Raw genomic sequence first — 17141 nt, forward strand, 5'->3', positions numbered from 1 at the left:
ATCGTGAAAAGGCAGCCGGACGGCTGCATGTTTGCTGTCACCGGGAGCCACTCATGAGCAAGCCGCAGTTCGTCTACATCACCTACATCCGCACCACGCCCGAGCGCCTCTGGCAGGCGCTGACCGACCCCGCCTTCACCCGGCGGTACTGGGGTGTCACCTTCGACACCGACTGGGCCGTGGGCTCGCCGATGACGTGGGAGGAGAACGGCCGCAAGACCAGCGATCCCGCGCAGGTCGTGCTGGAGTCGGACCCTTACCGGCGCCTGGCCTACACCTGGCACACCTTCACCCCCGAGTGGGCCGAGGGCGCCGGGGTGTCGCAGGAGACGCTGGCCGCCATCAGCGCGGAGCCGCGTACCAAGGTCTCCTTCGACCTGGAGCAGGTGGGCGAGACGGTGAAGCTCACCGTGATCCACGACGGCTTCGCGCCGGACAGCACGCTCCTGGGCATGATCAGCGAGGGCTGGCCGTCGGTGCTGTCGGGCCTCAAGACCCTGCTGGAGACCGGCGAGCCGCTGCCCTCGTCGTAGCGCTCACGCGGGCGCGGGCAGCCAGGTCTCGTGCAGGTGCAGCCAGCGCAGCCCGCCGTCCTCCCTGCGGAGCACGGCCGTGGAGCCGCGGGCGCCGTCCTGCTGCCACTCCTCGTAGGCGGCCACCAGCAACGCGCCCTCCGCCGCCACCACGCGCACGTCCCGGATCTCGATCCGCAGCCCGGGCGCCGCGCCGCGCAGCTCGCGCACCTGCCGCAGCACCTGGCCGCGGTCCAGGGTACGCCCGTCGGGCCCGGCCAGGGTGAAGCCTTCGGCGTGGGCCCGCTCGAACTCCTCGAACCCCTGCCCCGGCTCCCCCGACAGCCACCGCTCGATCACCTCGTGATGCCGGACGACCTCCTCCCGCACCGCCACCAGGTCCTCCCCCGCCGCCACGGCACGCGCCGCCATCAGGCTCGCCCCGCCGGTTCGTGTCGTCTCGTGAGCCAGGCGGTGGGGGTGGCCGGCCGTACGCTCAGGAGGTCCAGAGCGGCGGGGGCGGCGGCGAGCAGGGCGCGGTCGACGGCGGCCCAGCGGTAGGTGGCGGCGACCGCCGCGGCGGTGGCCGGGCCCGCGAGCGTCGCGAGGGGCGTCTCGAAGGCGTCAGGGTCCTGGGCCTCATAGCGGGCGCCGATCGCGGCGGCCAGGTCCGCTCCGGTGACGGCCTCGGCGGCGCCGACGTCCAGGATCCTCCCCTCCAGCCCGTCGAGGGTCAGCGCGGCGAGCGTGATCTCGGCCAGGTCGGCGTGCGACAGCCACGCCACGGGCAGGTCGGCGGGCAGCGGGTAGGCCAGGACGCCCTCGGCCGCCAGAGGGGCCGCGACCCACGGGGCGGCCAGGTTGTCGAGGTAGATCGGCGGGCGAAGCTCCACGACCGGCAGCCCGGCGGCGCGCAGTTCGTCCCCGGCCAGGCGGCGGGTCTCGAAGGCGGGCAGGCCGCTGTCGCGGGCGGGCAGGCGGTTTCCGGTGTTGAACACCAGCCGCCGCACCCCCGCCGCCAGCGCCGCGTCCCGCACGTTGCGGACATACCCGGCCACGGTCTCGGGGTCGTAGACCATGGGCAGCATCACCGAGGCATGGGTGACGCCGTCGAAGGCCGCCTTCACCGCCGCGCCGTCCGCCAGATCGCCGGTGAACGGCCGCGCCCCCTGCGGAGGGCGGCCCCCACGGGTGAAGGCACGCACGGGCAGGCCCTCGGCCAGCAGGCGGCGGGCGATGGCGCCGCCCTGGGCGCCGGCGGCGTTCAGCACAAGGAAGGTCATGCACGTCAGCCTGCCCGCGAAACGGGATACGCTCCATAAAGCATGCTCTCGAAATCTTTAAGGATCGTCCGTTGGATGGGGACCTGCTCAGCGACCTGCTCGCCCCGCTCCGGCTGCACGGCGTCTTCCACAGCCGCTGGGAGGCCCGCGCGCCCTGGGGCGTGGCGGGGCGGCGGGAGAGCTGCGCGCTGCTGCACTACGTCGACCAGGGCTCGTGCACCGTCGAACTGCCCGGTCACCCGCCCGTCACCCTCGCCACGGGCGATCTGGCCGTCTTCCCGCACGGCAGCGCCCACCGGCTGGCCGACCGGCCGGGGCGGGCCACCGTACCGCTGAGCCGGGTTCTTCCCGAACGCCGGCCCGGCGGCGTGCGCACGGTCGAGATCGACGGGCCGGGCGCGCGGACCGTCATGCTGTGCGGCGGGCTCCACTACGACCACGCCGCCGCCACCCCTCTCTACCAGGCGTTGCCGCCGATGTTCGTGCTGGAGAGCGCGCGGCTGCGGTCCCATCCGCTGCTCGGGGCCACGCTGGAGCGGCTGGCGGGCGAGTGGGACACCGCCGCGCCCGGCGCCCGGCTCGTCGCCCTGCGCGCCTTCGAGCTGGTGTTCGTGCTGGCGTTGCGTGCCGCGCTGGAGGCGCCCGGCTCCGCGCTCCCGGCCGGGGCGGCGGTCCTGGACGCGCTGCGCCACCCCGGCGTGGCCGCCGCACTGCACACCGTCCAGACCCGCTTCGCCGAGCAGTGGACCGTGGAGGCGCTCGCCGCCGAGGCCGGCATGTCCCGTTCTTCCTTCGCCGCGACCTTCCGCCGCCTGGTCGGGCAGGCGCCCATGCGCCACCTGACGGCGCGCCGCATGCAGGAGGCCGCGCGGCTGCTGTCCGAGACGGACCTGGCCCACAACCGGATCAGCGAGCGCGTGGGGTACGGCTCGCCGGTCGGCTTCCACCTGGCCTTCCGTCAGTGGTACGGCGTGACGCCCGGCGAATACCGCCTCACACCACCACTGGCCGGCCCGCGCCCAGACCACTGAACAGCACCTCCACCCCCAGCGGACCACCCAGCCACGCGTGACAGTCCAGGCACGGGCGACGGTCCAGGCGCGGGGGGCGATTCGCCCGGCACCCGGTCTCGCTGTCTCGCTGTCTCGCTGTCTCGCTGTCTCGCGGCCGAGCGTGGTGACGCCGTGTCGGAGAAAGGTCCGGGCGGGCGATCCGGGGGCGGGGCTAGAGGAGGGTGAGTTGTTCGGGCACGGCGGGTGCGGGGGGTGGGGTGGGGAGGCGGCGGGGGCCGCTGGGGCCGGTTCTGCCGAGGCCGTGGCGGCGGGCCAGGTCCTTGACCTGGGCGGTGACGCGCTCCTGGTAGGCGCGCGGAGCGTAGGCGCCTCTGCCGTAGAGCTCCTGGTAGCGCGGGACCAGGCGGGGGTGTTCGCGGGCCAGCCAGCCCAGGTACCACTCCCGCGCCCCCGGCCGCAGGTGCAGGACCAGCGGCGTCACGTGCACCGCGCCCGCGGCGGCGACGCGCTCGACCGTGCGGGACAGCTCGGCCGGCGAGTCGGTCAGGTACGGCAGCACGGGGGCCATCAGCACGCCGCAGCGGATTCCGGCGGCGTTGAGGCGGGCGCAGGCGGCCAGGCGGCGTTCGGGGTGCGGGGTGCCGGGCTCGACCGTGCGCCAGACCTGCTCGTCGACGAAGCCGACCGACACGTTCACGGCCACGTCGGTCACCTGCGCCGCCTCGGTGAGCAGGTCGAGGTCGCGCAGGATGAGCGTGCCCTTGGTCAGGATGGAGAAGGGGTTGGCGGCGTCGCGCAGCGCCGCGAGGATGCCGCGCATCAGGCCATAGCGGCCCTCGGCCCGCTGGTAGCAGTCGACGTTGGTGCCCATCGCCACGTGCGCGCCCGTCCAGCGGGGCGCGGCCAGCTCGCGGCGGGTCAGCTCGGGCGCGTTGACCTTCACCACGACCTTGGAGTCGAAGTCGAGCCCCGCGTCGAGGTCGAGGTAGGTGTGGGTGTTGCGGGCGAAGCAGTAGCGGCAGGCGTGGGAGCAGCCCCGGTAGGGGTTGATCGTGTACTGGAACGACATGCGGCTCGTGGCGGGGACCCGGCTGATGATCGAGCGGGCGCGTACCTCGAAGAAGGTCATCCCCCGGAATTCGGGCGTGTCGAATCTCCGCGTCACCGCCTCCTCGGCGAACAGCGGCACCGCAGGATCACGGTCGTCGGCTCCGGTGAGCCGCAGGTTGTCCCAGCGCATGACATTGATTAGAACAGAGGTTCGACAAAGATCGCAAAGCAAAAGAGCGCACAATTACCTGGCAAGATCACGGCTAATGATCTTCATGGTTGGGCAGAAAGCCGTAACAGAGCTTGCGTTCCGGAGGTGCACCATGGCCTGGTCGCAGGACGAGGAGAGGTTGCTGGCCCAGATCGAGCGCCACCTCGTCGACGAGGACCCACGGCTCGTCGCGCGTTTGGAGTCCTTCAACGAGCGCGCCCGCCGCAGCGAGGCCAGGGCCAACGCGGAGTCACTCCCCCGCCGCCGTCCGCGCCGCTCCACGGTCATCATCATGGTGAGCTGGCTGCTCATCGCCACGCTCGTGGCCACCCTGCTCATCCTCGTGCTGCGCAACGAGGCCGCCGCCCTGGCGTTCTGACCAGACATAAGCGAAATGTCGCTTTTGTGGGGTGAATGGGTATTAACGATGTCGTATCTGGCACAGCCATGACATCGGGGGAGAGCAATGACCGAGCAGCGCAAGAAACCGGCGGCCAAGTCCGGCAAGGCCAAGAAGGCCACGATCAAGGCCACCAGGCAGGCCAAGGCCGCCAAGCGCCAGGAAACGCGCAAACCCGCGGAAGAAGCGTAAGAGCCGCCGCCACTGAAATGATCAGACAGCCGGGACACTCGCGTCCCGGCTGTCTGACCACGGAGAGACGATGCCCGCCTACCTGCGCTTCCCCGCCGTCTTCCAGGACGTCGTCGTCTTCGCCGCCGAGGACGACCTCTGGATGGTCTCCGCCCAGGGCGGGCGCGCCTTCCGTCTCACCGCCGGGCTGGCCGAGGCCACCTACCCCCGCATCTCCCCCAGGGGCGACCAGCTCGCCTTCGTCGGCCGCGAGGAGGGCCCGGAGGAGGTCTACGTCATGCCCGCCGAGGGCGGCGCCGCCACCCGTCTGACCTACCACGGCGCCCGCTGCACCGTCACCGGCTGGGACCACGAGGGCGGCATCCTGTACGCCAGCGACGCCTGCCAGCCGTTCGAGGGCCGCAAATGGCTGCACCGGGTCGCCCCGGGAGGGGTCCCGCACCGCCTGCCGTACGGCCCCGCCAACTCCATCGCGCACGGCCCGCACCACATGATCGTCCTTGGCCGCAACACCGCCGACCCCGCGCGGTGGAAGCGCTACCGGGGCGGCACCGCGGGCGACCTGTGGATCGACCCCGACGGCCACGGCGACTTCCGCCGCCTGGTCAAGCTGCCCGGCAACCTCGCCTCACCTTGCTGGGGCGGCGAGCGCGTCTACTTCCTGTCCGACCACGAGGGCACCGGCAACGTCTACTCCTGCACCCCCTCCGGCCAGGACCTGCGGCGCCACACCCACCACGCCGACTACTACGCCCGCAACCTCACCAGCGACGGCCACCACCTCGTCTACCACGCCGGAGCCGACCTCTACCTGCTCGCACCGGGCGCCGAGGACTCCCGCAAGATCGACGTACGGCTGGCCTCCTCCCGCACCCAGCGCAACCGCCGCTTCGTCGAGGCGGCCGACTACCTCGACAGCGCCACCCTGGGCCCGGACGGCACCACGCTGGCGCTCACCACGCGCGGCAAGGCGTACACGATGGCCGCCTGGGAGGGCCCGGTCCGCCAGCACGGCGCGCCCCACGGCGTGCGCTACCGCCATCTGACCTGGCTCAACGACGGCGAGCGGCTGGTCGCGGCGGCCAGCGGCGCCGACGGCGACGAGACCGTCACGCTCATCGGCCCGGACTCCGCCACCGACCTGGCCGAGCTGGGCCGCGTCAACGAGCTGGTCCCCGACCCCGCCCACGACCGGGTGGCCGTCACTAACCACCGGGGCGAGCTCCACCTGCTCGACCTCGGCACCGGCCGCTCGACGCTCGTCGAGGACAACCCGCACGCGGCACCGCACGACCCCGCCTGGTCGGCCGACGGCACGTGGCTGGCCTACGCCAGCCCCCTCAACGCCCAGACCACCGCCATCAAGCTCCATCACCCGGACTCGGGCCGGACGCTGCAGGCCAGCGAGCCCATCCTCGAAGACGGCGCCCCGTGCTTCGACCCGGACGGCCGCTACCTCTACTTCATCGGCCAGCGCACCTTCTCGCCGGTCTGGGACCAGCTCCAGTTCGACCTCGGCTTCCCGCTGGGCACCCGCCCGTACGCGATCTCGCTGCAGCGCGACGCGCCCGACCCCTTCGTGCCGCAGCCCCGCCCGCTGGAGTCCAAAGACGACGAGGAGGAGGACGAGCAGGACGACCCGCCGCCCCTGCGCGTGGACGCCGAGGGGCTGGCCCACCGGGTCACCGCCTTCCCGCTGCCCGAGGGCCGGTACGAGCGGGTAGCCGCTTTGCACGGCAAGGCGCTCATCCTGTCCAGCCCGCTGGAGGGCGAGCCGGTCCTGCACCTGTACGACTTCGCCAAGGCCAAGAACGAGACGTTCGCCGAAGGCGTCACCGATCTGGAGCTGGCCCGCGACCACAAGACGCTCCTCTACCGGGCCGACTCGCGGCTGCGCGTGGTCAAGGCCGGGGAGGCGCCCGAGCACGACGACGACCCGCCCGGCCGGGAGAGCGGCTGGATCGACCTGAACCGCGTCAAGGTCTCGGTGTGGCCCGAGCACGAGTGGCGGCAGATGTTCCGCGAGGCGTGGCGGCTGCAGCGGGAGAACTTCTGGACCGCCGACATGTCCGGCGTCGACTGGCAGGCGGTCTACGAGCGCTACCTGCCGCTGGTCGACCGGGTCAGCACCCGGGGCGAGTTCTCCGACCTGCTGTGGGAGCTGCACGGCGAGCTGGCCACCAGCCACGCCTACGAGAGCGGCGGCGAGTACCGTCCGGGCCCCGACTACAGCCAGGGCAAGCTGGGCGTCGACTGGGACTACCGCGACGGCGTCTACCACATCGGCGCCATCGTCACCGGCGACCCGTGGGACCCCGAGGCCACCTCGCCGCTCAACCGCATGGGTCTGGACGTACGGCGGGGCGACGCCGTACTGGCGATCAACGGGCACCCCATCGGCGCCGAGACCACCCCGAACGAGCGCCTGGTCAACCAGGCCGACCAGGAGGTGGAGCTGACGCTGCGCCGCGGCGAGGACACCTTCACCGCCACCGTCAAGGCCATCGCCGACGAGCAGCCCGCCCGCTACCGCGACTGGGTCAACCTCAACCGCGCCCGCTGCCACCAGCGCTCGGGGGGACGCGTCGGCTACCTGCACGTGCCCGACATGAGCACGACGGGGTTCGCCGAGTTCCACCGCGGGTTCCTGGCCGAGTACGACCGCCACGCCCTGGTCGTGGACGTGCGCTTCAACGGCGGCGGCAGCGTCTCGGCCCTGCTGCTGGAGAAGCTGGCCCGGCGCCGCCTGGGCTACGACTACCCGCGCTGGGGGCACCCGGAGCCGTACCCGCCGGAGTCGCCGCGCGGCCCGCTGGTCGCCCTCACCAACGAGTGGGCCGCCTCCGACGGCGACATCTTCAGCCACACCTTCAAGCTCCTCGGCCTCGGCCCGCTCATCGGCAAGCGCACATGGGGCGGCGTCGTCGGCATCTGGCCGCGCCACCGACTGGCCGACGGCACCGTCACCACGCAGCCGGAGTTCTCCTTCGCCTTCGACGACGTCGGATGGAAGGTGGAGAACTACGGCACCGATCCCGACATCGAGGTGGACATCACCCCGCAGGACTACGCGGCCGGGGTCGACACCCAGTTGGAGAGGGCGATCGACATCGCCCTCGACCTGCTCGAACGCAAACCACCGCACACACCCGCAACTCACGTGCAACCTTGACGGGGTGAACAGCGTCTAAAAGGTCATAGAAGGGGCAGTGCCACGGGGATACCGGCGCTACTCCGACTACACAGATCCTGGAGCCGGTGGCGGGAACGTTCCGTCACCGGCCTCGTGTGTCATGAGACCGGACGAGGGGACAAGTAAAAAGTGCGCGCACTGGCACGCAAGGGGAAGGCAGCGGCGGCCCGGCTGTACAGGGGGTACAACCGGCGCAGGCAGCGCAATGCTCCGCCTCCCTCCATCGGGACGATCCGCATCCTGCTCCTGCACGCCAACGGCATGGGCGGCACGATCAGGACGGTGTTCAACCTGGCCAGCTACCTGGCCGCCACCGGGCGCGACGTCGAGATCGTCTCCATCCTCAAGGAGGCCGAGCACCCGTTCTTCCCCGTCGACGAGCGCGTGAAGTTCCGCTTCCTCGACGACCGGCTCAAGCCGCGCCGCGGCGTGCGCGCCATGCTGTCGAAGATGCCCAGCCGCCTGATCCCGGAGGGGGAGTCGGCGGCCCACCGCTTCAACGCCTGGACCGACATCCAGCTCGCCCGCTACATCCGCTCGCTCGACACCGGCGTCCTCATGGGCACCCGGCCCGGCCTCAACCTGGCCATGGCGCAGCTCGCCAACCCCAACGTGATCACGATTGCGCAGGAGCACGTCGGGCTCAACGCCAAGCCCGAGGCGCTGCAGGCGCTCATCAAGTGGCGCTACCGCCGCTTCGACGCCCTGGTCACCCTCACCAAGGCCGACCTGCGCGACTACCGCAACACGCTGCCCAAGCGGCCCAGGCGGCTGGTGCGCATCCCGAACGCGGTGCCGCCGATGAACGGCGGCCAGGCCAAGCTCGACGCCAAGCTCGTCGTCGCCGTGGGCCGCATCACCCGGCTCAAGGGCTTCCACCGCCTCATCACCGCCTGGGAGCAGATCGCCAAGCTCCACCCCGACTGGAAGCTGCGCATCTTCGGCGACGGCCCCCAGCTCGACAACCTGCGCACCCAGATCGCCGAGGCCGGGCTGGAGGACAAGGTCGAGCTGCCGGGACCCACCCAGGACGTGGGCGCCGAGCTGGAGAAGGCGTCGATCTTCGTGCTCAGCTCGCGGCACGAGGGCTTCCCGATGACGATCCTGGAGGCCATGGCCAAGGGGCTGGCCATCGTCAGCTTCAACAGCCCGCACGGCCCCAAGGAGATGATCACCCACGAGAGCGACGGGCTGCTGGTCAAGCCGCGCACCAACGACAACCTCGCCGCCTCGATCCTGCGCGTGATCGAGGACGAGCACCTGCGCCGCTCCCTGGCCGCGGGCGCCCTGGAGACCGCCCGTACCTACGAGGTGGACGCCGTCGGCCGCCAGTGGGACGACCTCATGGAGGAGCTGCTGGCCCGCCGCAACGGCACCTACGTGCCCAAGCCCGTCGCATAGGTCAGACGGTCAGCTCCAGCGGCTCGGCGATCACGTCCACGAGCGCGCCGTTGCGGTAGACGGTGATCGGCAGCGGCCGTCCGATCGCGTCGGCGAACATGAGCCGTTGCAGGCTCTGCGCGTCGCCGACCGGGGTACGGCCGGCGCTCAGCACCAGGTCGCCCGGCCGCAGCCCGGCGCGCTCGGCGGGCGAGCCCGCCACGACCTCCACCACGCGCAGTGCCGCCGCCTGCCCGGTGCGCCTGCGCAGCGGCTCCGGCAGCGGCGCGGGCGAGGTCACCAGGCCGAGGAAGGCCCGCCGTACCCGTCCGTCGCGGATGAGCGCCGCGATGATCGAGCGTGTCGTGCTGTTCATGGGTACGGCCAGCCCGACCCCCATCCCGGCCACGGCGGTGTTGACGCCCACCACCCGGGCCCGCGAGTCGGCCAGAGCGCCGCCGGAGTTGCCGGGGTTGAGGGCGGCGTCGGTCTGGATGACGTCCTCGATCATCCGTACCGCCGACCCGGCCCGTGCGGGCAGCGAACGGCCCAGCCCCGAGACCACGCCGGCCGTCACCGAGCCGGCCAGCCCGAGCGGGTTGCCGACGGCCACGACGAGCTGCCCCACCACGAGCTTGTCGCTGTCGCCCAGGACCGCGGGCTCGGGCGTAGGCCCCTGCGCCCTGATCACCGCCAGGTCCGAGAGGGGGTCGCGGCCCACCACGGCGAACTCCTCCACCGCGCCGTCGGCGAAGGCGACCGTGCCGCCGCGCGCCGAGCCCACCACGTGCGCGTTCGTGAGCAGGAACCCGTCGGAGGTGAACACCACCGCCGAGCCGCTGTTGCGTCCCGCCCGTACGCCGGCCACCTTGGGCAGCAGCTCCGCGGCGACGGAGGAGACCACTTGAGAGTAGGCGTCGAGGGGATCCGCCATCGCGCGCTCCTTCGCTGATTACAGGATTACACGCTAACTCCTCACCCGGTAGGCCGCACCCCCCTGCTGTCTGACCCCGGATCTCTGGCACAGGGTTTGCCTGCCTGCTGCCTCAGGCCTTCGAGGCAGCGGGCAGACGGAACGAAACGTCCTACCGGTTGCGCCAACCCCAAGGAGCCTTTCGGATGAACGCCGGACCTCCGCAGACCGCCCCGGCCATCGTCGTTGACCTGATGGCCCGTGGCGAGCCCGTCGATCGAGCCGGTCTGCTGTCCGACATCGCCCCCGGCCAGGACGAGGCAGCGGTCGCCGGAGTGCTCGCGCAGTTGGAGGTCGGCGGGTTTCGTGGCCGGCCCGTGGCGACCGACCACGTCCGTGCCGCGCTGCCCTGGCGTGCCCGGTGTTCCCGTGATTCAGCCCGGTCCGCCGGCCGCGGGACCTGGCCGGGGAGCCTGTGCCGCCAGCTTCTTCGGGGCCCGCAGGCAGTAGCTCTCGATGAGCAGCTCGGCGATCTCGTCCCAGTCCGCGTCCGGTTCGATCACCATGCCCACGACCTGCGAGTGCCACCTCGGTTTGTAGAACGGGTGGCCGGTGCCGACGAGCGCGGCGAGCTCGGCACCGCCGGAGCGGAAGGTCAGGACGGTGGCATCCCCGACGAACGGCGCGTCGCGGGTGTAGGCGGGCGGGTACTCGTCGCTGATGCCGAGGACGTGGGCGAAGGTCTTCTTGCGGACCAGCCAGCGGGTGCCGACCCAGGCCTGTTCCTCGTAGACGCCGGGGAGTGCGAGACACAGCGCGCGCAGGCGGTCGAGGACGTCGTCCGGCACGTCGGGGCTGTCCGGCATCGGCGTCTCCCAAAATCGTCGGTGCTCTCGTACATGATGCCCGCCATGAGCCTGAACCACGTCGACATCGTCCTGGCGGCTGACCCACGTGCCTGACATGCCTTACCGATCATCAACCGCTGAACAGCCGGAACGCTCAAGGCCCTGAGGCAGAGGCGGCGGAGACCTTCGGTGATGCATCAGCGTCAAGTGGCACTCTCGCTGACTTGATCAACACCGGGTGAGGCACGTGGCGGCCTCTTGGAATGCCACTCGACAGCGGCCGAGATCGGTCCACGATTGTTCGTGGCATGTGACCGCCGGCAGGGTTGGGCGAAGTCGTTGTTCCCGGGATTCGACCGCACTGATGGACCGCATCGCCGACCTCCAGGCGGCGGCACCTCTACGAGTTCGCCGCCCTCCCGGCGGGCCGCCCGCACCTAGCTCAGGTCCGCCGCATGCTCGAGAAGTGCCGCGTGAGTCCGTAGCCGGTCCTACTCAGCGTCCTGTGCCTCGATCAAGTCGAGATCGCGGACGCAGAAGCGGTGGTGCTCGAAGGTCTCGTTGAGCACCGTGCCGAGGCACTGCCGCACCGAGCGGCCCCGGGCGTACGGCGGCCAGACATCGTCGTCGGGCACCGGCGCTCGCCCGGCGAGCTGCTCAGCGGTGACCTTGCCGAGCCAGGCCTCGAGCTCGGCGGCCTGTGCGTCACGCACGCTCACAATGTCGTCTAGGGACGGATCGAGCGCGAGGTCAAGCCCGTGCGCTCCACGGTAGGGCTCGACGGTCGTCCCGATGCCCATCGGCGTGAACAGCTCCGTCGAGCCCAGGCAGCAGCGGCGCAACCACGAGTCGTGGACGAAGACCAGGTGGCGCATCGTCTGCACGGCCGACCACTCGTCGTTCACGCTGCGGCGCTCGATGCCGGGCCTACGACGGATTCGCTCGATCGTGGCGGCCCAGCCGGCATGGAGCTGACGCGCTGCCTCGCGCAGATCGGCAGGGTCCTCGGAGCGGATCAGCAGCCGCACCGGATTACGCCGGTCGAGCTCTGCCTCGACGTACTCGGTGACCTCGACCCCGTTCACCACGAGGTTGGTGACAAGCCCGTCGATCACGGCGTCCTGCATGACGACGCCGATCAGGCGTGCCCCGGTCAGATCGCACTCGCGGAACTCCGCACCGTGCAGGTCCTCGTCGACATACCGCTTCATGTTCATGCTCGGCATGCTAGGGCCGAGTACTGACAAGCCGGCCTCCCTGACCCCGCGACCTCCATCCCATGGTGCGGTCGGCCCAACTGACAGCGTTCGCCACCGCCTATGTCCAGTTCGCCGCCGACCATCCAGCTCTGTTCGAGCTCATGTTCGCCGCCGGATTGGACAAGGCCCGCTTTCCCGAACTCGCTGCGGCCGGCCAGGCGCTGTTCACCGAACTCTCTGCGCCGGCCCGAGCCCTGTGCGGCGATGAGCACCGGGCACGTCGACTAATTCCGGCTATCGCGGCCAGCGCCCACGGCCACGCGGTGTTCCTCGCCCAAGGCGTGCTGGACGACCTTGCGGACCCCCTCGGGACCGCCAGACGAGAGGCCGCCATCTCCGCCTCGGCACTGATCGCAGGGCATACCGGCTGATCAAATGCGTAGGGCACAGCCAACCCGATCGTCACGCTCTGCAACGCCGCCTCGACCACGGCCCAGTCGACTTCGAATCCGCTCCGATCCTCTCCACAGGTCGGGCGAGCTGTACGGGACAGGGCGTTGCGGAGCGGTCCCCCGGGCCGGGATGTTTCATGAGTGGTGACGCGCGCTACCCGCCAGCACCCCACACATCGGACAGTTGAAGGACTCGACCGCGACGGCAGGATCGGCAAGCTGCGTCATATCGCGAAATTCATCGCGGACAGTGTTTTGAGATGACGGTCGCGAGCTCATCCAGCGGCTGGTCGACGGCGCGGGTCGGCAGCCGGCTGCCGCGGAGCTTCGTTGTCGCCTTGGTCAGGGGCGCTGAACGTATTTTGCGAGGCCGTCCAGTATCAGGTCGAGGCCGAACCCGAACCGTTGGCGGCAGGCGCCGTTCCCCATCACCTCGACGTAGCCGGACAGGAGCGGGAACCGGTCGGGGGGCAGGTTGGTGTAGAAATCGCGGACCTGCCCGAACTTTTCGCCGGCATCGCTGTGGCGTGCGGGGTGTGTCGAGCGCTTAGAGGCGTCGGCCGAGATGTGGAGGCAGAGGAGGTCGGCCCCCCAGGCCGCTATCCGCGGCGGCAGCCCGCCGACCAGCATGATCGCGAGCATTCGCTCGGCCGTCCTGAGCGCGTTGGGGGTGGTCGGGATGTTCGCGAGGGCGACCTTGGCGATGTCGGCGTGGGCTGTCAGCACGCGAAACGACTCCAGCGCCAGCTCCCGCAGCCGCTCCCGCCAGTGCTCCGGATCGGGCTCGGGGATCCGGATCTCCCCCAGGATCTGATCGTAGACCAACTCCAGCAGCTCGTCCTTGTTCGCCATGTGGGCGTAGAACGAGGCCGGGCCCGTGCCGAGCTCCTGGGCGACCCTGCGCATGCTCAGCGCGTCCATCCCCTCGGCGTCGAGGATCCGCAGACCGGCCTCGACGATCAGCCGGCGGCTGAGCGGCTTCCGGGATGAGGAGGTCTTGCGGGATTTACGCCAGGGGCGGTCGGGGAACCCCGCGTGCGGACAGGTTCGCCCCCACGGCTGGGACAGGGGCTTGAGCAGCAACGGATGGGCCAGTGGCGAGAGTGGGCTGACGAACGCTGGGTTACCGCCACTGGCCGTGCGGATGTGAGGGGCGTAGGGAGATCAGGGTGGAGACCCTGTCACCACGGACTACGCCGATCTGACGGGCATCGGGCGGAGGGACCCGTTGACGCTCAGGCGGGACCGGTGGGACAGCTCAGGCGATGTCCTATTCGGGAGAGTTTCTCCATGAAGGCCGCACGCGTACTGTCGGCGAAACCGACGAACATGCGGTTGGCGAGCGGCACGCCCCAGCGCGCCCGGCGCGCCACGTTGAAGACACGGTGCACGAGCAGCGTGCCCGTGGGGTGCGGTTCGACGCTCCACTCGCCCCGGTACCACCAGCCGCCCTGTAGGGAGATGGTGTGACCGGTCACCTCTGCGGTGGAAGTGTGGCCGGGGGCGTCTTCGACGGTGAAGCGGCCGGAGCGCCTGCCGCCGGGCAGCAGTTCGTCGGCCAGGGCGTCCCAGGTCTGGGCGACCGGCGCCTGGATGAGCCCGGCCACCTCGACGAGCAGCTTCTTCTTCGTCACGACGTCACCCTGGTGTTCTGGAAGGAGGCGAAGCGCCGGCCTTCGGGGGTGTCGACGGCGGTGAAGGTGACGATGGAGTCGCGCAGGCGGCCGTCCACGGCGGTGCCGCCCTGGGAGATCACCAGCGCGGCGCCGTCGGCCAGCGGCTTGACCTGGACGTCGCCGCTGTAGGGGGCGGGCATGGTGGAGCCCTTGAGCGGCCCCTCGAACAGCCATCGGTGCGAGGACTCGATGGCTTGCCGCCCCCGGGTGTGTGTGCCGTCGAAGGAGACGTAGTCGGCGTCTTCGGTGAACAGCGTGGCGTAGGCGGTGGCGTCACCTGCGTTCCACGCTTCGGCCAGGCGGGTGAGCATGGTGATGATCTCCGCGTTGGCGGACATGGCGCAACTCCTTGTGGTTGCGGCGCCTATCCTGAGGTTGCGACTTCAGGCAGGGCAGGCGCCTTGTTTCTGATGTCCGGCTGTCAGGGTGTTGGCGCACCCTGACAGCCTTTTTCTACGATGCGTCGAGGACGTTTCCCAGCTGGTCGCGGTTGAGGGTGTCCGACCAGTGGAGTTCGCCCGACTCCAGGCGGGCGATGAGCTGCCCGATCCAGGCCAGCTCGGCCTTGGTCAGGGCCTGCTCGTAGTCGAGCTCGATCGTCAGGACCTCGGGCAGGCCGCTGTCGCGCAATGCCTTCAGGTGAGCGTTGAGCCCGGTGAGGTTTCCGTCGAGTGCCGCCGCCCTGGTGCGCAGGGACTGCAGCGCGTCGGGCACCGGAAGAACGCCGATGAGCGAGACGGCCGCGGTGAAGACGCGCCGCTCGCCGCCCGGGTCGTCCAGGAGCGCCCGGAGCCTGGTTGCCAGCTCGCGGCGGCCCTCGTCGGTGATCTCGTAGATCGTGCGTTCGGGCCGGCGGCCTTCCCTGCTGGTCTCGACGGGGACGATCAGTTCCTGGCCGGCCAGCTTGTCGACGGCGTGGTAGAGGCTTCTCGGCAGTCCCGTCACGTAGTCCTTGTGCGTGTCGATGATGAAGCGGTGCAGTTCGTACGGGTGGCCGGGACGTACCGACAGCATGGCCAGCACGGTCAGGCCGACCAGGTCGGGACGTCGTGCCATGACTCTCCTTTCTTAGTGCGATTTGCACTATAGCTTAAGGTTGGGGTTATAGTGCAAATCGCCATATTGAAGGAGGCTCTAAGATGAAGATCATGGTCATCGGCTCGACCGGCCGGACCGGAAAATACGTCCTGACGCAAGGCGTCAAGCGCGGACACGAGATCACTGCCTTCGCCCGCAGGCCGGACCTGCTCGCCGACCGCGCCGGGCTGGCAGGCGTGCACCAGGGCGACGCGCACGACCTCGAGACCGTACGCCGGGCCGTACAGGGACAGGACGCCGTCATCGCCGCGGTCGGCGGCAGCCAGATCGCCGCCACCCTCATCACCGCAATGCACGAGCACGACGTACGGCGGGTGGTGATGACGAGCAGCCGCTCCGTGCCCGCCACCCGGCCTCGGCTCGCGGTCTCCCTGGCCTGGCTGTTCTTCCGCGAAGCGTACGCCGACCTCGCACGCGCCGAGGGCATGCTGCAGGTCAGCGGCCTCGACTGGAGCATCGCCCGCGCCACGATGCTCAACGACAAGCCACCCGCCGGACGTGTGCACATCGACTTCGAGGCCAACGCCACGGGCGGCGCGATGCAGCTCTCGCGCGCCGACTACGCGATGGCGCTGCTCGACACCGTCGAGGACCCCGCCCTGATCGGCAAGGCCCTCGGCATCTGCGGCCCCCGATAGCCTCGCTCATACGACGCCACCATCCAGCAACGGCGCCCTCCGACCGGGTGACAGCTCGGTGGCCGTCCAGATCGCCGGCGTATCCGCAGACGACCACGGCAGCCCGGCAGGCCGAAACGCCTCAGCCACCGCTGCCGACCACGCAGGCCCTGGGCCACAGACCTTGCCGGCCAACCTGCTTTCAGGCGGTTGATGCGAGTTCTGCCAGTTCAAGACGGGCGAGATGGCTGGTTCGATCTCGATCGAAGACGCTGGCGACAGAAGGATTGCTGTCTTGTCCTTACCAGTGGAGATGACGAGCTTGGCCGCGATCTCGGAGGAGAGCGGTCCTGGCCGGCCGGGCAACTCCAGGAGGCGCTGGCCGGCCTGCGCGACCATGCGCCGGTCATCGTCCACGTCGCCAGCGAGAGCGACCCCCAAGGCCGTCGACGACCAGATCATCACGAGCACCGACTACGGCAACGTCGGCTGGGGCGACGGGTACGGCATGGAGTGCGAAGCCGCTGAAGACGTCGGGATCGCCCAGGCAGGTGGCATACCCGATCGAGGCGGTGAACTGCACCTGCTGCGCAGTCAGCAGCAGGCCGGGGTTGTAACTCTGGGCCACAGCGCCTGTGCACATCATCAGCGGGTCCTGAGCGTGCGCGGTGGATCCCTGCTGGTCAGCGAGCCGAACGTTTCCCTGCCCCCGAAGGCGGCCCGCGCCGGATTCCGTTCTGTTTCGCAGCGCGACACGACTAGGCGTGCGCGAGGGCCGCCCCGGCTGCGGCGGCGCCCAGCCCGGCCGCCACGCTGAGCACCGCGTTGCCCACGGCCGCCGGCCGCGCGCCGTCCTCGGCCAGCCGCAGCGTCTCATACCCCAGCGTCGAATAGGTGCTCAGCGCCCCGCACAACCCGGTGCCCGCCAGCGCCATCAGCCCCTCACCCGCGGGCCAGGCCACCAGGAAGCCCAGGACGGCGGAGCCGAGCACGTTCACCACGAGCGTCCCCCACGGGAACGCGGTCCCCGCCCACCTCTGCACGGCCCGGTCCAGCAGGAAGCGCAGCGGCGCCCCCACCGCCGCCCCGAGCGCCACCAGCATG

20 protein-coding genes are annotated in these 17141 nt (G+C 70.6%); 8 read left to right on the forward strand and 12 right to left on the reverse strand.

The window, feature by feature from the left end; all coding sequences use genetic code 11:
• Nucleotides 1–53 precede the first annotated feature (53 nt).
• Nucleotides 54–533 carry an SRPBCC family protein gene (locus tag ACIBEJ_RS36900; RefSeq protein WP_397187569.1) on the forward strand — a complete coding sequence of 160 codons (480 nt, stop codon included), beginning with the start codon at nucleotides 54–56 and terminating at the stop codon, nucleotides 531–533.
• A gap of 3 nt (nucleotides 534–536) precedes the next feature.
• Here the strand turns inward: ACIBEJ_RS36900 and ACIBEJ_RS36905 are convergent, their stop codons facing one another.
• Together ACIBEJ_RS36905 and ACIBEJ_RS36910 are read right to left on the reverse strand one after the other, a co-directional pair.
• Nucleotides 537–944, reverse strand: coding sequence for a DUF4440 domain-containing protein (locus ACIBEJ_RS36905; RefSeq protein ID WP_397187570.1), 408 nt, complete (start codon nucleotides 942–944; stop codon nucleotides 537–539).
• Nucleotides 944–1795 (reverse strand): SDR family oxidoreductase, encoded by an 852-nt coding sequence (locus ACIBEJ_RS36910; protein ID WP_397187571.1) that lies wholly within the window; start codon nucleotides 1793–1795, stop codon nucleotides 944–946. The genes ACIBEJ_RS36905 and ACIBEJ_RS36910 overlap by 1 nt, the downstream gene beginning before the upstream one ends.
• A 71-nt stretch (nucleotides 1796–1866) precedes the next feature.
• Between ACIBEJ_RS36910 and ACIBEJ_RS36915 the strand changes: the two genes are divergently transcribed.
• Nucleotides 1867–2826: an AraC family transcriptional regulator gene (locus tag ACIBEJ_RS36915; protein WP_397187572.1), complete on the forward strand. Its 960-nt coding sequence runs from the start codon at nucleotides 1867–1869 to the stop codon at nucleotides 2824–2826.
• Nucleotides 2827–3019: 193 nt separating this feature from the next.
• On the opposite strand, the gene ACIBEJ_RS36920 is transcribed toward ACIBEJ_RS36915, so the two are convergent.
• Complete coding sequence (locus ACIBEJ_RS36920; protein ID WP_397187573.1) at nucleotides 3020–4048, reverse strand: Rv2578c family radical SAM protein; 1029 nt, start codon at nucleotides 4046–4048, stop codon at nucleotides 3020–3022.
• Between the two features lie 133 nt (nucleotides 4049–4181).
• On the opposite strand from ACIBEJ_RS36920, the gene ACIBEJ_RS36925 reads away from it, so the two are divergent.
• The 4 genes from ACIBEJ_RS36925 (at nucleotide 4182) to ACIBEJ_RS36940 (ending at nucleotide 9255) form a co-directional block, all read left to right on the forward strand.
• Nucleotides 4182–4448 (forward strand): DUF3040 domain-containing protein, encoded by a 267-nt coding sequence (locus ACIBEJ_RS36925; protein WP_397187574.1) that lies wholly within the window; start codon nucleotides 4182–4184, stop codon nucleotides 4446–4448.
• A gap of 87 nt (nucleotides 4449–4535) precedes the next feature.
• Nucleotides 4536–4661, forward strand: a complete 126-nt coding sequence (locus tag ACIBEJ_RS36930) for a hypothetical protein (RefSeq protein WP_397187575.1) — start codon at nucleotides 4536–4538, stop codon at nucleotides 4659–4661.
• Between the two features lie 70 nt (nucleotides 4662–4731).
• The gene (locus ACIBEJ_RS36935) at nucleotides 4732–7833 is read left to right on the forward strand and encodes a S41 family peptidase (protein ID WP_397187576.1); all 3102 of its coding nucleotides are present in this window, start codon (nucleotides 4732–4734) and stop codon (nucleotides 7831–7833) included.
• Nucleotides 7834–7983: 150 nt separating this feature from the next.
• A complete protein-coding gene (locus ACIBEJ_RS36940) occupies nucleotides 7984–9255 on the forward strand; it encodes a glycosyltransferase family 4 protein (protein ID WP_397187577.1) in 1272 nt (423 codons plus the stop codon).
• A 1-nt stretch (nucleotide 9256) separates the two neighbouring features.
• Here ACIBEJ_RS36940 and ACIBEJ_RS36945 read toward each other — a convergent pair whose 3' ends face one another.
• From ACIBEJ_RS36945 to ACIBEJ_RS36955, 3 genes are all read right to left on the reverse strand, one after another.
• The gene (locus ACIBEJ_RS36945) at nucleotides 9257–10168 is read right to left on the reverse strand and encodes a S1C family serine protease (protein WP_397187578.1); all 912 of its coding nucleotides are present in this window, start codon (nucleotides 10166–10168) and stop codon (nucleotides 9257–9259) included.
• A 413-nt stretch (nucleotides 10169–10581) separates the two neighbouring features.
• Nucleotides 10582–11013, reverse strand: coding sequence for an MmcQ/YjbR family DNA-binding protein (locus ACIBEJ_RS36950; RefSeq protein WP_397187579.1), 432 nt, complete (start codon nucleotides 11011–11013; stop codon nucleotides 10582–10584).
• Nucleotides 11014–11486: 473 nt separating this feature from the next.
• The gene (locus ACIBEJ_RS36955) at nucleotides 11487–12212 is read right to left on the reverse strand and encodes a DinB family protein (protein WP_397187580.1); all 726 of its coding nucleotides are present in this window, start codon (nucleotides 12210–12212) and stop codon (nucleotides 11487–11489) included.
• A gap of 62 nt (nucleotides 12213–12274) precedes the next feature.
• Here ACIBEJ_RS36955 and ACIBEJ_RS36960 point away from each other — a divergent pair, with 62 nt between their 5' ends.
• Nucleotides 12275–12625, forward strand: coding sequence for a TetR-like C-terminal domain-containing protein (locus ACIBEJ_RS36960; RefSeq protein WP_397187581.1), 351 nt, complete (start codon nucleotides 12275–12277; stop codon nucleotides 12623–12625).
• A gap of 363 nt (nucleotides 12626–12988) precedes the next feature.
• On the opposite strand, the gene ACIBEJ_RS36965 is transcribed toward ACIBEJ_RS36960, so the two are convergent.
• The 4 genes from ACIBEJ_RS36965 to ACIBEJ_RS36980 form a co-directional block, all read right to left on the reverse strand.
• On the reverse strand, nucleotides 12989–13729 hold the full coding sequence (locus ACIBEJ_RS36965; protein ID WP_397187582.1) for a TetR/AcrR family transcriptional regulator: 741 nt from the start codon (nucleotides 13727–13729) through the stop codon (nucleotides 12989–12991).
• A gap of 152 nt (nucleotides 13730–13881) precedes the next feature.
• Nucleotides 13882–14280: a hypothetical protein gene (locus ACIBEJ_RS36970; RefSeq protein WP_397187583.1), complete on the reverse strand. Its 399-nt coding sequence runs from the start codon at nucleotides 14278–14280 to the stop codon at nucleotides 13882–13884.
• Complete coding sequence (locus ACIBEJ_RS36975) at nucleotides 14277–14660, reverse strand: SgcJ/EcaC family oxidoreductase (RefSeq protein ID WP_397187584.1); 384 nt, start codon at nucleotides 14658–14660, stop codon at nucleotides 14277–14279. Before ACIBEJ_RS36975 ends, ACIBEJ_RS36970 begins: the two co-directional genes overlap by 4 nt.
• A 115-nt stretch (nucleotides 14661–14775) precedes the next feature.
• Nucleotides 14776–15378, reverse strand: a complete 603-nt coding sequence (locus tag ACIBEJ_RS36980) for a PadR family transcriptional regulator (protein WP_397187585.1) — start codon at nucleotides 15376–15378, stop codon at nucleotides 14776–14778.
• An 83-nt stretch (nucleotides 15379–15461) separates the two neighbouring features.
• Between ACIBEJ_RS36980 and ACIBEJ_RS36985 the strand changes: the two genes are divergently transcribed.
• Nucleotides 15462–16058 (forward strand): NAD(P)-dependent oxidoreductase, encoded by a 597-nt coding sequence (locus tag ACIBEJ_RS36985; RefSeq protein ID WP_397187586.1) that lies wholly within the window; start codon nucleotides 15462–15464, stop codon nucleotides 16056–16058.
• A gap of 6 nt (nucleotides 16059–16064) precedes the next feature.
• Here ACIBEJ_RS36985 and ACIBEJ_RS36990 read toward each other — a convergent pair whose 3' ends face one another.
• Both ACIBEJ_RS36990 and ACIBEJ_RS36995 read right to left on the reverse strand, forming a co-directional pair.
• Nucleotides 16065–16508 (reverse strand): hypothetical protein, encoded by a 444-nt coding sequence (locus ACIBEJ_RS36990; RefSeq protein WP_397187587.1) that lies wholly within the window; start codon nucleotides 16506–16508, stop codon nucleotides 16065–16067.
• A gap of 287 nt (nucleotides 16509–16795) precedes the next feature.
• On the reverse strand, nucleotides 16796–17140 hold the full coding sequence (locus tag ACIBEJ_RS36995) for a fluoride efflux transporter FluC (protein ID WP_397187895.1): 345 nt from the start codon (nucleotides 17138–17140) through the stop codon (nucleotides 16796–16798).
• Between the last annotated feature and the right edge of the window lies 1 nt (nucleotide 17141).

The sequence above is a fragment of the Nonomuraea sp. NPDC050790 genome (assembly GCF_044456745.1).
Lineage (GTDB): Bacteria > Actinomycetota > Actinomycetes > Streptosporangiales > Streptosporangiaceae > Nonomuraea.

Bases quoted from the DNA above. Each gene is read 5' to 3' on its own strand.
- ACIBEJ_RS36900 (WP_397187569.1), top strand. From the start codon at position 54: ATGAGCAAGCCGCAGTTCGTCTACATCACCTACATCCGCACCACGCCC.
- ACIBEJ_RS36905 (WP_397187570.1), bottom strand. From the start codon at position 944: ATGGCGGCGCGTGCCGTGGCGGCGGGGGAGGACCTGGTGGCGGTGCGG.
- ACIBEJ_RS36910 (WP_397187571.1), bottom strand. From the start codon at position 1,795: ATGACCTTCCTTGTGCTGAACGCCGCCGGCGCCCAGGGCGGCGCCATC.
- ACIBEJ_RS36920 (WP_397187573.1), bottom strand. From the start codon at position 4,048: ATGCGCTGGGACAACCTGCGGCTCACCGGAGCCGACGACCGTGATCCT.
- ACIBEJ_RS36925 (WP_397187574.1), top strand. From the start codon at position 4,182: ATGGCCTGGTCGCAGGACGAGGAGAGGTTGCTGGCCCAGATCGAGCGC.
- ACIBEJ_RS36930 (WP_397187575.1), top strand. From the start codon at position 4,536: ATGACCGAGCAGCGCAAGAAACCGGCGGCCAAGTCCGGCAAGGCCAAG.
- ACIBEJ_RS36935 (WP_397187576.1), top strand. From the start codon at position 4,732: ATGCCCGCCTACCTGCGCTTCCCCGCCGTCTTCCAGGACGTCGTCGTC.
- ACIBEJ_RS36945 (WP_397187578.1), bottom strand. From the start codon at position 10,168: ATGGCGGATCCCCTCGACGCCTACTCTCAAGTGGTCTCCTCCGTCGCC.
- ACIBEJ_RS36950 (WP_397187579.1), bottom strand. From the start codon at position 11,013: ATGCCGGACAGCCCCGACGTGCCGGACGACGTCCTCGACCGCCTGCGC.
- ACIBEJ_RS36955 (WP_397187580.1), bottom strand. From the start codon at position 12,212: ATGAACATGAAGCGGTATGTCGACGAGGACCTGCACGGTGCGGAGTTC.
- ACIBEJ_RS36960 (WP_397187581.1), top strand. From the start codon at position 12,275: ATGGTGCGGTCGGCCCAACTGACAGCGTTCGCCACCGCCTATGTCCAG.
- ACIBEJ_RS36975 (WP_397187584.1), bottom strand. From the start codon at position 14,660: ATGTCCGCCAACGCGGAGATCATCACCATGCTCACCCGCCTGGCCGAA.
- ACIBEJ_RS36980 (WP_397187585.1), bottom strand. From the start codon at position 15,378: ATGGCACGACGTCCCGACCTGGTCGGCCTGACCGTGCTGGCCATGCTG.
- ACIBEJ_RS36985 (WP_397187586.1), top strand. From the start codon at position 15,462: ATGAAGATCATGGTCATCGGCTCGACCGGCCGGACCGGAAAATACGTC.
- ACIBEJ_RS36995 (WP_397187895.1), bottom strand. From the start codon at position 17,140: ATGCTGGTGGCGCTCGGGGCGGCGGTGGGGGCGCCGCTGCGCTTCCTG.